This is a genomic window from Streptomyces sp. TE5632, assembly GCF_054061295.1.
Map to the genome: position 1 here is coordinate 5,446,572 of NZ_JBSSEA010000003.1, position 14,174 is coordinate 5,460,745.

Annotated in this window: 14 protein-coding genes and 1 pseudogene; 9 read left to right on the plus strand and 6 right to left on the minus strand. The window is 68.9% G+C overall.

The window, feature by feature from the left end; translation table 11 throughout:
• Nucleotides 1–265: 265 nt before the first annotated feature.
• The 3 genes and pseudogenes from ACVW19_RS30000 to ACVW19_RS30010 form a co-directional block, all read left to right on the plus strand.
• Nucleotides 266–1,408: a HEAT repeat domain-containing protein gene (locus tag ACVW19_RS30000; protein WP_457463317.1), complete on the plus strand. Its 1,143-nt coding sequence runs from the start codon at nt 266–268 to the stop codon at nt 1,406–1,408.
• 87 nt (nt 1,409–1,495) lie between these two features.
• Entirely contained in the window at nt 1,496–3,022 is a 1,527-nt protein-coding gene (locus ACVW19_RS30005; RefSeq protein ID WP_457463319.1) for a hypothetical protein, read from the plus strand.
• An 87-nt stretch (nt 3,023–3,109) separates the two neighbouring features.
• Nucleotides 3,110–3,202, plus strand: a pseudogene (locus ACVW19_RS30010) (VOC family protein); the annotation flags it as partial.
• A 183-nt stretch (nt 3,203–3,385) separates the two neighbouring features.
• Here ACVW19_RS30010 and ACVW19_RS30015 read toward each other — a convergent pair.
• The 5 genes from ACVW19_RS30015 to ACVW19_RS30035 form a co-directional block, all read right to left on the minus strand.
• Nucleotides 3,386–3,679: a hypothetical protein gene (locus ACVW19_RS30015; RefSeq protein WP_457463320.1), complete on the minus strand. Its 294-nt coding sequence runs from the start codon at nt 3,677–3,679 to the stop codon at nt 3,386–3,388.
• Between the two features lie 382 nt (nt 3,680–4,061).
• Nucleotides 4,062–4,688: an IS256 family transposase gene (locus ACVW19_RS30020; protein ID WP_457463321.1), complete on the minus strand. Its 627-nt coding sequence runs from the start codon at nt 4,686–4,688 to the stop codon at nt 4,062–4,064.
• The gene (locus ACVW19_RS30025) at nt 4,678–5,148 is read right to left on the minus strand and encodes a transposase (RefSeq protein WP_457463322.1); all 471 of its coding nucleotides are present in this window, start codon (nt 5,146–5,148) and stop codon (nt 4,678–4,680) included. Before ACVW19_RS30025 ends, ACVW19_RS30020 begins: the two co-directional genes overlap by 11 nt.
• A gap of 131 nt (nt 5,149–5,279) precedes the next feature.
• Entirely contained in the window at nt 5,280–5,873 is a 594-nt protein-coding gene (locus ACVW19_RS30030) for a hypothetical protein (protein ID WP_457464839.1), read from the minus strand.
• 42 nt (nt 5,874–5,915) lie between these two features.
• On the minus strand, nt 5,916–7,265 hold the full coding sequence (locus tag ACVW19_RS30035; RefSeq protein ID WP_457464841.1) for an IS30 family transposase: 1,350 nt from the start codon (nt 7,263–7,265) through the stop codon (nt 5,916–5,918).
• A 328-nt stretch (nt 7,266–7,593) separates the two neighbouring features.
• Between ACVW19_RS30035 and ACVW19_RS30040 the strand changes: the two genes are divergently transcribed.
• Together ACVW19_RS30040 and ACVW19_RS30045 are read left to right on the plus strand one after the other, a co-directional pair.
• Nucleotides 7,594–7,887, plus strand: coding sequence for a transposase family protein (locus ACVW19_RS30040; protein ID WP_457463324.1), 294 nt, complete (start codon nt 7,594–7,596; stop codon nt 7,885–7,887).
• 148 nt (nt 7,888–8,035) lie between these two features.
• On the plus strand, nt 8,036–8,497 hold the full coding sequence (locus tag ACVW19_RS30045; RefSeq protein WP_457463326.1) for a PH domain-containing protein: 462 nt from the start codon (nt 8,036–8,038) through the stop codon (nt 8,495–8,497).
• A 481-nt stretch (nt 8,498–8,978) separates the two neighbouring features.
• Here the strand turns inward: ACVW19_RS30045 and ACVW19_RS30050 are convergent, their stop codons facing one another.
• Nucleotides 8,979–9,698 (minus strand): DUF4839 domain-containing protein, encoded by a 720-nt coding sequence (locus tag ACVW19_RS30050; RefSeq protein ID WP_457463328.1) that lies wholly within the window; start codon nt 9,696–9,698, stop codon nt 8,979–8,981.
• A gap of 19 nt (nt 9,699–9,717) precedes the next feature.
• Here ACVW19_RS30050 and ACVW19_RS30055 point away from each other — a divergent pair, with 19 nt between their 5' ends.
• The 4 genes from ACVW19_RS30055 (at nt 9,718) to ACVW19_RS30070 (ending at nt 14,119) form a co-directional block, all read left to right on the plus strand.
• A complete protein-coding gene (locus ACVW19_RS30055) occupies nt 9,718–9,891 on the plus strand; it encodes a hypothetical protein (protein ID WP_457463329.1) in 174 nt (57 codons plus the stop codon).
• 98 nt (nt 9,892–9,989) lie between these two features.
• Complete coding sequence (locus tag ACVW19_RS30060) at nt 9,990–10,550, plus strand: hypothetical protein (RefSeq protein ID WP_457463330.1); 561 nt, start codon at nt 9,990–9,992, stop codon at nt 10,548–10,550.
• Between the two features lie 368 nt (nt 10,551–10,918).
• The gene (locus ACVW19_RS30065) at nt 10,919–12,286 is read left to right on the plus strand and encodes a VanZ family protein (protein WP_457463331.1); all 1,368 of its coding nucleotides are present in this window, start codon (nt 10,919–10,921) and stop codon (nt 12,284–12,286) included.
• A gap of 579 nt (nt 12,287–12,865) precedes the next feature.
• Entirely contained in the window at nt 12,866–14,119 is a 1,254-nt protein-coding gene (locus ACVW19_RS30070; protein ID WP_457464843.1) for an MFS transporter, read from the plus strand.
• Nucleotides 14,120–14,174: the final 55 nt, after the last annotated feature.

Here is a 14,174-nt window from a genome sequence, read left to right on the forward strand (position 1 = left end):
CGAGCGCAGGGCCTCGTGCCCTTTGAGCCACGGGCTCAGCAGGGCTCGTCGTCACCGTAGGCGGACCCGCTGCTCCCATGAGCTGACGTGCGTGTGTTCGTCGACCCCGGGGCGCGGGTGAGCGCATGCCCCTCGCCTGATCAGACATCGAATCGCAGGACGGAATCGGAATCCTGGTATGCCAGGATCTGCTGCTGTGACGGATGACGACCCTCTCGCCGGCCTGGACGATGTGCCCTGGGCCCAGCTGCGGCACTCCTATGGCATGGCCGACGACGTCCCCGGACACCTCCGGGCGATGCAGGCGGGGATTCGGGAGGGCCGGTACCCGCTGGGTGCGCAGCTCGCGAACCACATCGTGCACCAGGGCACGCGATCGCAAGCAGCGGTGTACACCGTTCCGTTCCTCGTGCGGATGGCACTCGACCCGGGATCGGCCGACAGGCACGGGTGCGTCAGACTGTTGACCGCCATAGCGATCGGACTGGACAACAACCATCTGCCGAACGGCTACGACCCTGAGGAAGACCGCGACTGCCTGGCGCGGCTGCGCGGCGAAGCCGACGACTGGGCTCGGTGGATCGCTGAAGCGGCGGACGACGAGCAGCGCAGACAGCGTGAGGGGAGCTGCGCGCAAGCGCTCATCGACGCCGAAGCGGTGGTGCGTTCCTACAACGCCGTCCGGGAAGCACTTCCCGCACTCGCCACACTGCTGACCTCCGGCAGCCCCGAACTGCGGGCCGCGACGGCGAACCTGCTGGCGTGGTTCCCCGAGTCCGCGGCGACGTCGGTTCCGCTGTTGAAGGCGTTCGTCGCCGATGAGGTCTCGCCCGGCGCTGCGGCGACGGGAGTGGTCGCCCTCGGCCTGCTCGGCGATTCGGCGACCGTCCCCTTCATCGAGCCCTACCTGGAGAGCCCGATCGTCGAGCTGCGCTGGGCCTCCGCCTTCGCGTTGACGCGGTTCGGCATCGCCGGCACGGCCGTCGTCGACGTACTGACGCAGGTCGTTGCCCGGCCGCCCGAGAAGACCGGGACGATGTCGTTCCTGAGCGGCTCCTACAGCGGCCTCGCGGCGATGGCCCTGGCCGAAACGTCCGAGGCCACGACGTTGCGGACGGTCGATGCCATGCTGGCCGGTCTGGCCGACCGTGCGGGTGCAGAAGGTTTCTACGACCGGTACTACACAGCGGACACGCTGTTCGCGCTGGTTTTTCCGGGCGATCCCGCCGAACCACCGCAGTCCTTCAGTGACCTGAGCACCGTGCAGCAGCGTGTCGTGCGCTTCGTCGCCGACCGGGAAGAGGTTGCCCGGCAGTCCGGCGCCATGGATGCCTTGCGTCGGTGGAAGGTGCCGACCAGGCACCCTGAGCTGAGGGTCTACGCCGGAATGATCCAGGCCGGCCCGTAGGCCGGCGTCCGAAGCCTCGCCCTGCTCGCGCCGGGCGCCCTGGCCGTGAACGCGGTGCCGGCCTCGGACGGTGTTACGTTCCGTGACATGACCGATCACGCGCTACGGCTGCTGCGGCAGGACCGCCGTCTGGCCGAACTGGCCGCCTTGCCCTTCGACTTCGACCTCGACCGCGCCGCCCACGGCCCCGTCGAGGAGGTCCGCCTCGCCTCGGGCGGGCCGCTGGAAACCGTGGCCGGGGACGATACCGGCGGCACGTACTTCGTGTGCGCGGACGGCTCGGTGCTCTACGCCGACTCGGAGGGCGCTGCGGGGATCATCGGCTCCAGTGTCGACGAGGCCCTGGAGCTCGTGATCGGCCTGCCCGGCTGGCGCGACTGCACACGTCTGTCGCCGGACGACGGCGAGGAGAAGGTCCTGGCGTGCGTCGCGAAGACCGAGGACGAGATCCGTGAGGACTACGGCATCGACGTGGAACGGGCCGAGCTCCGTGCGGCGCTGGGCTTCCCGGAGCGCTCCCCGGTCGAGCTGGTGGGCAGACTGCGTGCCGCGCTGCTGCGCACCGAGCCGGACTTCCTCTTGCTCAACGCGGATGAGGGGTGCGCGTACGACCGGTTGGGCCCGGCCGGTCCACCGCTGTGGGAGCCCGTGCTCGCGGCGGGCCGCGCCGATCTCGCCCGCCTGCGGGAGGGCGACCACACGGCATGGCGCGAAGTCGCCGAGGACCCGGTCCGGCGCCGGATCACCCTGCGGGCCGCGCAGTTCGACCGTGCCGAGGGCGATCCGGAGCTGCTGCGGCATCTGCTGCGGCACGAGACACGGTCGTCGATGACGCACGAACTGCGGCTCGCGGCCGTGCTGGTGGGGCTGCGCGGGGACACCGGAGATCTGCCGCTGCTGCTCGAAGTCCGGGAGACGGACTTCGACACGGCGTGCGGCCTGGGCGGTATGCCGGAACCGGGCGCGAGCGCGGACGAGCTGCGACAGTGGGCGCGGGAGCTCGACGAGTCGACGTTCGGGACGGACCCGTCGGACGAGCCGGTCTCCACATGGACCGACCTGGCGCGGGACCAGGGGATGACGGAGCTTGCGCGGGTGACGCTGATCCGCGAACTCGACAGCATCTTCATGGACCAGAGCAGAATCCGCCGCCCCGATGTGCCCCGCACCCTGGCCACGGCTCCACTGAGCGGGCTCGCCCGGGACTTCGAGGAACTCGGCGACCTTCCCCAGGCGCTGCGCGCCCAGCGTCTGTACGCCGCCCTTCAGGAGAGGGCATGGGACCGGGCCTCGGCCCGGCACACCCTGGCCCGCCTGGAGCGGGAGGCGGGCCGGCTGCCGCAGGCGGCGGACAGCCTGGCCGCCGTGCGCGACGCCCTGGCCACCCCGGGCGACGACTCACTGCGCCACTGGCGGCAGGTCAACCTCGGCCGCTACATCGCCGAGGAGCACTACCGGCTCACCCTCGCCCTGGCCGACGCCGGCCGCCCCGAGGAGACCCGTGCCCTCCTCGCCGCCGCCGACGCCGTACTCGGCGAACTCTCGGACAACGCCGCCAAGGGCGTCCGCGAGCTCGCCGAGCGGACCGCTGCACGAGTGCGGGAGGTCGACTGAGGACGGGCACGGCGGGCGGCCGGTCCGCCGGGAAGCAGTGGCTGCCGAAGCAGTCTCCTCGCCCACTGCCACGAGCGACGCACCACCGTCAACGACGGTGGCCGCGGCGTGTACTTCATGGACTCGGCAGGCCACGCCATGGAACTCCTCACCGTGCCGTACGGCGGCTGGACCTCGTGACCACATGCACCGAGGGCCGCACCCCAGCGCGGGATGCGGCCCCCGACCGTTGCTCTTACCCATGTGATCGCAGCCGGCGCCCTGCGATGCCGGCCCCGCCGCCCAGGGGCTTCCCGTAGATGATCTCCGAGCGGCTTCGGTCGGGGCAGCCCGGGAAAGCTCGCGGCCGTTGTCGCTCGGTTCTCAGGGCTCCACGCCACAGCGTCGCGCGATTCCCTTGAGGCGTCCGAGTTCCCGTCGCGCTGCTGTCGGGTGGGCGAGGTCGAGGGCCATGCCGGCGCGGGCCGTGATGTAGAGGATGTCCTGGTGGGTGGCGGTGTCCAGGCCGGGGGCGGCCCGGAGGCGGCGGCCCGTGACGCTCAGGAAGATCGCGATGCTGTCGAGTTCGTCACGCAGGTGCAGAGGCAGCACCTCCCGCAGGTCGTCCTTGGCGTAGTCGCGCGCCTCCCGGTCCGCCGCACAGGGGCCAGGCAGCACGGGAGCCCAGGGAAGGCCGCTTCTCGCGCGTCGTCGTACATGTCCGCCACCAGGGCGCGTGCGGACTCGGGATCGCCCGCGGCAGCCGTCTCGCGGGCCGATTGCAAGGTGGAACGCAGTCGTGCACGGGTCTGGGGGTCTTCGCCGGTCCGGGCGTTCAGATAGCCGGACCACACGTCGAACGCTTTGCTCAGTTCGGCGTCCAGCATGATCTTGTACACGTCCGGCACTCGGCCGCCCCTCCGTCGAGCCCGTCCCGGCACGGACGGCAGCGGTCAGAATAGGACAGGCACGGGGCGGGACGCCTGCGCATTACCCGGCGGCGGCGTGCAGGCCTTCGCGTCAGCGGAGATGCGTACTACCGAAGGGCCAAGTGCCCGGGTCATGTCCCCTGTAGTGGTGTAACCGTGTCGGTTTGATCTTCAGCTGGATAGATCTTGTCCATGCTGCCTTCGGGGCGGTAGCGGCGGGGAAAGGCGATGCATTCGTCGTGCATCTCGATGAGCGCGGCGGTGGTGAGGCGCTCGAGGGCACCGGGGTTGGGGAAGATCTGGACGACGTCGATGCGGCGCTTGATCTCCCGGTTGACCCGCTCCAGGGGGTTGGTCGACTGGATCTTCTTCCAATGTCGCTCGGGGAAGTCCGCGAAGGCGGTCAGGTCGGCCTTGGCCTCCGGGAGCATCGTCCTCACCTTGGGGAACTGTCGTCCGAGCATGTCAGCGACGGTGTCGAGCTGGGTGCGGACGGCCTCGGCGGTGGGCTGGGCGAAGATCGTGCGGATGGTTGCGGCCACCATCTCCGCGGCGTCCTTGGGGATCACCGCGAAGACGTTACGCAGGAAATGAACGCGACAGCGCTGGTAGGCGGCGCCGAGCATGACCTTGCGGACGGCCTTGACCAGGCCGCTGTGGTGGTCGGCGATGACCAGGCGGACTCCGGTCAGGCCCTGCTCGCGCAGCGAGCGCGGGAAGTGGCTCCAGAAGACCTCGGTCTCGCTGTCACCGACCATCAGCCCGAGGACCTCGCGGCCGCCGTCCTCGGTGATGCTCCCCCAGCCTTCGGCCGGGGGTACCCCCAGTGGCGATGACGACGGCCTGCGAGACGATTCGGTGGTTGACCCGGGCCTTGCAGTAGGCGGCGTCGAGATGGATGCAGGGGAAGCGGGCGTGGTCCAGGGGCCGGGTGCGGAACACGGTCAGCTCCGCGTCGAGGTCGCCGCAGATCCTGGAGACTTCGCTCTTTTCAGATCCCGGTGTCGCCGCCCAGGGCCTTGACCAGGTCGTCCACGCTGCGGGGGTGGACACGCCCTGCACGTATGCCTCCATGATGACCGCGTAGAGGGCCTGGTCGATGCGCCGTCGGCGTTCCAGCAGGCTGGGGAAGAAGCTGCCGGTGCGGACCTTGGGGATCGCCAGGTCCAGCTCCCCGGCCTGCGTGGTCAGCACCTTCTCCCGGTGCCCGTTGCGCATCGTCGTGCGTGTCCCGGTGTGTTCGCCGGGTTCCGCCAGTTGTGCCCACCCCATGGATACGGGTCAGGGGCCCGCAGCGAGAGCTGCTGGGCCCCTGACCCGTAGTGGGGTCCGCCCCCGACCTCGGGGAGTTACGCCGCCAGGCTGCGCTCAGTGTTCTGCGGGGTCTTGGCGAGGTCTTCGGCGAGGTAGCGCTCGATCGAGTCGTCGAGCTCTTCGAGCCACGGTGTGTGGTGCTCGGCGGCCAGGGTTCCCGTCATGACCGAGCGGTAGGCGCGGTCGCGGTAGCCCATGATGTCGGCCTTCTTGTCGCGCTTCCACGCGAGGAAGATCTCGACGACCCGGTCGAGGTCGAACTCGGGGTAGTCCGTCTGCCGCAGCAGATCACGCACGTAGTCGGCCTGGAAGCGGACCTCTTCGGCGTCCGAGGAAAGCTTCTCGAAACGTTCCCGCCACTCGGCGATGGAGGCGGAGCGTTCGGTCTCCGACGGCAGCTCGGCGCGGCCCAGGATGAGGTCGCGTACGTACCAGGCCTGCGCGTCGAACATGTTGAAGGTGAACCACTGGTCCTGCGCGCCGAGGTAGGCCAGACGCGGGTTGTCCTGCCACACGACACCGCGGTAAAGGCCGTCCGGGTACACGTTGTTCGGGGAGGCCAGCGCGAGCTCGTCGGGCAGGAACGGGTACTTGTGCAGGTAGCCGGTGCACAGGATGACGGCGTCGATGTGCTTCGAGGACCAGGTTCAACCAGTGGATGCAACACCGGCTTATTTCATCGATAGTAGACGGTCGTTGAGGGCTTCGGCGGGTGTCTTCCAACCGAGGCTCTTGCGGGGGCGACTGTTGAGCGTGGCTGCGACCGCCTCGATATCCTCCGCCGCCCATCGAGAAAAGTCGGTTCCCTTCGGGAAGTACTGGCGCAGCAGGCCGTTCGTGTTCTCATTCGTGCCGCGCTGCCAGGGGCTGTGCGGATCGGCGAAGTAGACCGGGACGCCGGTCTCGATCGTGAACTGGGCGTGCGCCGAGAGCTCCTTGCCCCGGTCCCAGGTAAGCGACCGCCATAGTTGCTCGGGCAGGGTGCCGATCGTCGCCGCAAGCGCATCTTTCATCGTCACCGCGCCGTAACCGGCCAACGGCGGCCCGTTCTTGGTACGGGGAACGATGCCGTAGCCGTCCTGGCGGGGCAGGTGGACAAGCACCGTGTACCGGGTCGTGCGCTCGACCAGCGTGCCGATTGCCGATCGTTCAAGTCCGATCAGGAGGTCGCCCTCCCAGTGTCCCGGTACGGCGCGGTCGTCGGCTTCGGCCGGCCGTTCGCTGATCAACACCTCGGGCGTGACGTGGGCCCACGCCTTCCGCTTGGACCGGGCACGAGGCACCCGCAGGGCTCTGCCGGTGCGCAGGCAGGCAACGAGCTCACGCTTGAGCGCTCCACGGCCTTCGATGAACAGGGCCTGGTAGATCGCCTCATGGCTGATCCGCATGGACTCATCATCGGGGAAGTCGACCTTCAGCCGGTTCGCGATCTGCTCCGGACTCCACGCCATGACCCATTTGCGGTCGCCGCGGTGCGGCTTGTTCTTCCCCTTCCACCGCGGGCCCTTCGGCCCCAGTTCCGTCCCGTCCGGCCGGCTGACCTGGCCGGACAGCCTTTCCTGCACGTAGTCCCGCAGCCGGTCGTTCGCGGCCAGCTTCGCTGTCTTCGGGCGCCGGGCCACGAGGTCGGCCTTCCACTGCGCGACCGAAGCCCGGTAGTCCAGTCGGCCGCCACGGGTCGCGGCGTTGCGCCGCAGCTCCCGGGATACCGTCGATGGATCGCGGCCGAGACGTCGCGCGGCCTCCCGGACTCCGATGCCCTGCGCTTTGAGGATCGCGATCTCTTCACGCTCGTGAAAGGACAGGTACCGGCCGGACTGCGGAGCAAGATCCATTGGTGGCATGCCGCCACCGTGACGGAACCACCTGCAACCCGCCGCCTGGGATACGCCAACCGCAGCTGCCGCCTCCTCGGCGAGCAACCCCTTCGCGATCTCCCGCCAGAACTGACGTGCCACTTCCCGCCGAAGCACCGGCGCACCCGGGGACTTCATCGGCGACCGTCCAGTCAACGCCGCCATCCACCCTGCTGGCCTGCCCATCAACACCTCCGAGGACGAGGTGTTGCAACGACCGATTGAATCCGCCAACGCGTCGCCGTCGAACTCAAGCAACACTGACGCACCCTGCAGCACGTGACCCTCAGCCCGAGCCGGATCTGCGACATCGCCCGTGCAGCCCTCGCAGGGGCATTGCGTGCTTGTGGATTGGGTGGGCTCAACCGTGAGGTCTGGGGTTGCCCGGTCCCGGGGAGCGAATGCAGGGGCAGGCACGGGTGTTCGGGATCATGAAGGTGTCGAATCCGCATGACCACAACCGAAGACCGTGCCTGCGCTCTCACCTTCTCCCATGTCGCAGGGGCTGGAGCAACTGGCCCGTACCACCTCACCGCAGCCGCTGCCCGACGTGGTCTGCCTGGCCCGCTTCCTCTCCGGCCTGCCGGATCCGCGCGGCCGCCGTGGACGGCGTTTCCCTCTGATCGCCATCGTGTCGGCCGCCGGGGCAAGCGTGTTGGCCGGGGCGAGGTCCCTGACCGCGATCGCCGAGTGGATCGCAGACGCCCCCACTGGGTCCTCACCGCCCTCGGCTTCGCCGTCGACCCGTTCAGCAAGACGGTCACCGTGCCGCATCTCACTACGGTGATGCGGTTGCTCGCCCGCCTCGACCGCGACGCCTTCGACGCCGCGGTCTCCGCGGTTGCTCGTTTGCCACTGTCGGTCGCCGTCGGCCGGGCAGATCGCGATCATGCAAGGGCCTCGAACGCAACAGCGTTGACCTATAGGGTGAAATCGTGCAGAGAGTCGAATACAGACCCGCTCAGCGGAACACCTGGTGGTCGTGGTTTGCGATTGCGGTTGCGTTGTCCGCCTACTCCATCGTCGCCCTGACAACAGGGTGGTCACGAGAGATCAACTTCGGCAGGTTCCTCTCGACATTCGGCCTGACAGGTATTCCGGCAGCCCCGTGGCTGGCCGGCATGGCGCTCGGGCGCACGATCGTAGACGCGCACGGCATCCAGACGCGAAGGCTGCTCAGTCGCTCCGCCGCTGCCTGGCATGAGATTTCGGAGATCGAGGTGGACAAAGAAGGCGGATACCACGGAAACCATGACTATTGGATCCGCATCAGTCGCCACGATGGTAGTTCGTTTCGCCTTCCAGCTCCCATGACCTCCGATGTCGGGCGCGATCCGTCCTTCGATGCCGTACTGGAGAAGATCACGCACCAGTGGAGGGAGGCGACCAGACCGTGACGGTGAATGTGCAGGTCTTCTCGCCGAGCGTGACGGGCATGACGAAGGAGACCATCCAAGGGCAGGGAGCTGCCGAAAATTGACTTCAGGCATTCCCGCAGCCCCCGCGGATCGGGCACCCGGACAAGGAAGCGTCGCAGATCAGCGGCGCTCTGCGGAGTGGCGCAGAGGTTCGAAAAGGCCAGATTCCCCAGCCCGGCGGGCACGGGCGATGCTGTACGGGCAGGCACGGTCTCGCTTGGTTCTCATGGGTCTTCGACAACCACATGATCACCAGCACCGTGCCTGCCCTGCTTTCCCGGGGGACATCCCAGATCCGACCGGGGCATGACGCCACGTCACGTATGAGACAGATGAACCGGACCGATCGCGACTATGCAATGCCCTTGGCAGCCCTCGTCCTCAACGGAATCTGGGAATGATCACCGTTGAGGAAATAGCGGGGCACGCCGGTCCGTGATGACGTGGCTGCCCGTCTTGACTACCGGGTTTCCGTCGAGACCGGGTCGAGGTAGAAGAGGCACTGGACCGCGTTGAACTCGCCCACCTCGGCGACGAAGCGGAACTTGTCACCTGCTGCGACGGTGGCGGGGATTTTCTCGCCGGTCAGTTTCAGGTCGGAGACGGTGACGTCCGCGTACTTGAAGCCCGGGCCGACCGTCGTCTGCGGTCCCTCGTCGCCTGGGCCGAGGAGGAAGTGGTAGCCGGTGGAGTAACGCGCCATGTGCCGGATCGAGCCGTCGAACGCGACCGCCCGGCCCGCATACTTGGTCGCGAAGTCCAGGTTCGTGCCGTCGCAGGTGCCCCCCGTCAGCAGCAGCGCCGCGAACTCCGGGTTGTTCTCAGGCGTGATCACCTCAGTGGCAGCCGACTCGGCCGCGGTCGGAGTCGGCGTGGCGGAAGGCTTCTCGTTCGCAGCGGCCGTCGACTTGTCCGACTCGGCCTTCTTCTCGTCTCCGTCGCTGAGCGCAGACGCAACGCCGATGACGATGGCCAGGACCACGAGGACGGCGGCCCCCGCACCGATCAGGAGCAATGGCTGCGGCTTCTTCGGCCGACGGAAGTCGAGGGTGGAGCGAAGTGTGCCCGGGACCTGTTCCACGAGCTCCCAGCCATCCTTCTGCATCTTCGAGATCACCAAGCCGTCGGTGCCGCGAACCGTCCGCACGGTCTTGTGCTCGTACTTGATCTCGCCGGCCATGCGGCTCCGCGCCCCCTGAATGAACTGTTCATACCAACTGCCTCGCGAGCATAAGGGACTCCGCGAGGAACTCGGCATCACCGACGTCACCCTCGGCCCCGAGCTCGCGATGCGGACCGAGGAGCACTCGGTCCGAGGCAAGCTGGCCCGCCAGGTCGAACGCTGCTGTGCGACATCCCGTGAGTTCTCCTGAGCCCGTTGAGTTTCCAACCTCGTGGCCAGGGGGTTGTCCTCTCTCTGGTGGCTCCTCGGGCCCTGACGTAATTTCGGGATTCTTGAAGCGTTCTCACTGTGTCTGACCGCTCGACGGTCAGGGCGAAGCGAGGGGTCTTCGGACTCGACGAGAAGACCGCGATGCGCTATGCGGACTCCGCACGGGCGCTGCTGCAGCAGGCCGCCGAACAAACCCGCGAGAGCCGGCAGTGGCCTTCTGTCATTCTGCTTGCCATGTCCGCACGAAATCGAAGACTGCCCCGGCACCGTGCCTGGCCCCTGACCACCACCGACATCAACGAGTGTCTCGGCCCTTACATGAGCCGCGTCACGGACCTGCGGTTCCTCACGGGGCATGACAGCGGGACCATCGTCCTGGGAGCGGCATGGGTCGCTCCGATCCCCCGTAACTACGGCCGCAACATGCACCCGGACATGGTCGGCTTCCGCATAGACGTCCACCCCGTCGATGCCACTGATCGTGCTGTCACCCGCGCTGTTCTACGGGCGCAGGCCCTCCCGCAACTCCACGAATGGATCACGCAGGCGATCACCGCCGACGAGACCTGGCAACTGACTCCTCACCAGCACTACTGGCGGCTCACCGACGGCCACCTCACTCACCGCGACGAAGCGTGAAACCGAGACCGCACGACACGCACACCCCCACCTCAGCGAGGTCACACGCGCGGGTTCACAACGAACCCAAGGGCCGTACCCGGGAACCGGGACACCCCACCCGCGGGTTCCCGCCGAGAAACCTTCAGTTCCCCTGAACTCACGGGACTCTTGGGGTGCCGGTAAGAACCGTGTCACCAGCCGCAAACGGCAGTCCGTGAACAACAGCACCGCAGCTCAGGGGCCGTTCGCCGCGCCGGGCCCGTCGGTGGTCGTCCTCCCGGCACTGCTGCGGAGGTTCGCGCCGACGCATCTCGGTTAGGCTTCCAGGCTCAGAAATGATCAGGTGCTCGAGGCTCTGACCAGGCCGTCGGGCATGACATCGGGGGATGGGCAAGCACGTGTTCAACGCCGTCTTCGGGGACGACATATGGTTCCTGGCCGAGCTCACAGCCGTGGCCGCCGTCCTGGGGCTCCTCGCGTGGAACGTGGCGCGCCGGCGCCGTATCGCCCACGCGGGCTGGTGGGCGCCGCTGGTGTTCTGTCTCACCGGAGTCCTCGGGGTCACGCTGGCGCTGCGCGGCGGCACGACCGGACGTGCCGAGTGTGTGGTCAACCACGACCTCACCGAGCCGCTGTACACCACGCAGGGTCTGTGGAACCTGGCGATGTTCGTGCCGCTCGGCCTCTTCGGCGTGCTCGCCCTGCGCCGACCGCTGCCCGCGCTGGCCGGCGTCCTGGCACTGCCGGTCCTCATCGAACTCACCCAGGCACTGGCCCCGTTCGTGAGCGGCATCTGCGACAGCGCCGACGTGGAGATGAACGCCGGCGGCGGTGCGCTGGGCGTGGCCGCGGGGCTCGTGCTGCTGCGCGGGCGCGTCGCCTGGCGGGCCTGGGCCGCGCCCACCGCGGCCGTGACCGCCGTCCTCGCCGTGCTCGGGGCGGTCGTCTGCCGGACCACCGTCACCCTGAACCACATGGACGGCTCCAGCGTGCGGGACGCCCGTGGTGACGAGCGCGTGGCCGCCGAGCGGGCCGTGCACCAGGCCTTCGGCGACCGCTACCGGGTCGGCGCCGTCAGGATCAGCCCCGGCCTCGACGGCTACAACGGCTGGATGAACATCCAGTTCGCGGGCGGGTTCCCCGCGGAGCTGATGTGGCCCGGAGGACGCCGACTGAACGTGGACTTCGGGAACACCGCGGGTATGGGAAGCATGGAGAAGGTCGGTTACACGGTGCCGGGCGCCGGCACGCCCCACGGCACCGCCGACGCCTACCGCATCGCCCGCACCTACATGCGCGCCCACTACGCCTGGGCCGAGTCGGCGTCCTGGCACTCCACCCGAGCGGTCCGCGACAGCGCCGGCGCCGGCTGGGTGACCTCCTGGCGGTTCAAGGAGCGGGGCGTGGAGATGCCCCGCAGCCTCGACGTACGGATCAACCCCGCCGGACGCGTGTACGGGATGCAGGTCGACCTCGGCCCCACGCATGTGCCCCTCCCCGCCAAGCTGATCTCGGCACGGCGGGCCGAGGAGATCGTCCGCGAGGAGCGGAGGAAGATCCGTGCCGACACGGCCGGGCTGCGGATTGAGGCCGGTCCGCTCACCACCGAGCGGACCATGGGCCATACGGGTCCGTGGCGCGCGGTGTGGTCGGTGGTCGTCACCGACACCCGGTGCACACCCGACGCGGACGGATACGGCTGCGAACCGATGACGGAGTCGTTGGACGCGGCCACGGGCGAAAGCGTGGGCTGAGGGGGAGCGCAGGCGCGCCAGTGCACTCTTGGCCCCTGGCGCGCTGTGTGGACGTCTGCCTCAGCTCACGTCCGACGGGTCCAGCCGGTAGATCGTGGACTGGCTGGTCTGCGACGACGTCTCGCCGGTCGACTTGGCAGAGCCGGACGTGTGACTCCACGGCGCACCTGCAGCACACGGCATGTGTGACGAGCGCCTTGTCATCATCCCGCACGAGAGCGCTGCTTCCCCAGGAGTGCTCGACTGCGAGAGATGCGTCTCGGCCGGACGCACACCCACATCAGGTCCCGGACCGTCCCGGGCAGATCAACAGAGGCCATGGGATAACTGCAGAGACCATCACCGACGCCGTGGCGGGAAATCTGCCGATACCCCGTCAGCCGCCCACCAGGACCGACGAATGCTCAGCGCACGCTCTGACACGGATGTATCAAGTAGAGACTCCTGTACGCCGTGCGCAGAAAAGACCGGGCGACTCAAACGCCTGGGGAAGAATCCCGCTCCGAAGCCGTCAACGCACCGGAGGTTCGAGTGAAGTTATCGCTGCCGCACGCGGTGAGAACCTCCCCCTACTGGCCGGTGGTCGCTCACCCGGTGCTACGGCGTTTGCTGCCGGGGTACACGGTCTCCTCCCTGGGCGACGGCATGGCCGTAGTCGCCGTCAGCTGGCTGGCAGTCGAGTTGGCCCCCGCCGACGACCGAGGTATCTGTGTGGCGCTCGCGGCAGCCGCCTACACCCTGCCCGGCGCGGCCGGTGCGGTCCTGCTCAACCGCCTCCTGCGCGGACTTGCTCCGGCCCGGCTCGCCACCTGGGACGCGCTGCTTCGCGCCGGCGCGCTCGGCGCGATCCCGCTCGCCCACACCACCGGGGCGCTCTCCATCTGGCTGTACGTCGCACTGCTCGGCGCCTCCTCGGTACTGCACTCCTGGGGCCAGGCCGGCACCTACACCTTGCTCGCCCGCCAACTGCCCGAAGGCCACCACCTCGCGGGCAACGCCGTGCTCTCCACGATCGGCTCGGTGTCCACCGTGACCGGGCCGCTCCTGGCGGCCCCCCTGATCATCTGGGGCGGGGCGACATCCGTGCTCGCCGTCGTCGCCGCCACCTTCGCCGTCCTGGCCGCCACCCTCCGCCTGGGCGTGCCGCCCGACGCCGACACAACCGCCCCCGACCCAGCGGACCAAGCCTCCCGGACCAGCGGCTTCGGTGTGATCCGCCACGACCGCGCCCTGACGGGTCTGCTGCTGCTCAGCGCCGGGTTTTTCCTCCTGTTCGGCCCCGTCTACGTCGCGCTGCCCCTGCACGTGACGGATGACCTGCACGCACCGGTCGGCGTGCTGGCCACCTTCTACAGCCTCTTCGGCGCCGGCGCCGTCGCCGGGGCACTGCTCACCGGCTACCTGCGGCGCCTGCCGCTGGGCCCGGCCGCCGCCGGCATCGTCGCGGTCGCCGGCGCGGCCCTGCTGCCGCTGGGGCTGGGCGCACCCACGCCCGCCGCCCTGGCCGGCTTCGCCCTCGTCGGCCTGCTGTGGCCGCCCTACTCCGCGATGTCCACCACCCTGTTCCAGCGCTCGACCCCGCCCGCCCTGCTGCCCCAGGTCCTCGCCGTGGTCTCCGCCGTGCGCACCCTGGCCGTGCCGCTCGGCACATTCCTCGGCGGTCCGGCGGTGGCCGCCCTCGGTCCCACCCGCACCCTCCTGGTCAGCGCAGTCGGCATGCTCGCTCTTGGCCTCGCCGCAGCCGCTGTGCTGCCACGGAGGGGACGGCCGGCGGAGCGGGACCGCCCACCCGCGGCCCCGGCTCCGAAGCCACCCACCGCCAGCCACTCATAACCGGCGCGGCCGGCCGCCCCTACAGCCTGAGCACTACGGAAAGCGACGAACCCAG

Excerpts from the sequence above, each read along its gene's own strand:
- ACVW19_RS30065 (WP_457463331.1), top strand. The coding sequence starts at position 10,919 with ATGGGCAAGCACGTGTTCAACGCCGTCTTCGGGGACGACATATGGTTC.
- ACVW19_RS30005 (WP_457463319.1), top strand. The coding sequence starts at position 1,496 with ATGACCGATCACGCGCTACGGCTGCTGCGGCAGGACCGCCGTCTGGCC.
- ACVW19_RS30050 (WP_457463328.1), bottom strand. The coding sequence starts at position 9,698 with ATGGCCGGCGAGATCAAGTACGAGCACAAGACCGTGCGGACGGTTCGC.
- ACVW19_RS30000 (WP_457463317.1), top strand. The coding sequence starts at position 266 with ATGGCCGACGACGTCCCCGGACACCTCCGGGCGATGCAGGCGGGGATT.
- ACVW19_RS30035 (WP_457464841.1), bottom strand. The coding sequence starts at position 7,265 with ATGGCGGCGTTGACTGGACGGTCGCCGATGAAGTCCCCGGGTGCGCCG.
- ACVW19_RS30025 (WP_457463322.1), bottom strand. The coding sequence starts at position 5,148 with ATGCGCAACGGGCACCGGGAGAAGGTGCTGACCACGCAGGCCGGGGAG.
- ACVW19_RS30055 (WP_457463329.1), top strand. The coding sequence starts at position 9,718 with ATGAACTGTTCATACCAACTGCCTCGCGAGCATAAGGGACTCCGCGAG.
- ACVW19_RS30020 (WP_457463321.1), bottom strand. The coding sequence starts at position 4,688 with ATGGTCGGTGACAGCGAGACCGAGGTCTTCTGGAGCCACTTCCCGCGC.
- ACVW19_RS30040 (WP_457463324.1), top strand. The coding sequence starts at position 7,594 with ATGTCGCAGGGGCTGGAGCAACTGGCCCGTACCACCTCACCGCAGCCG.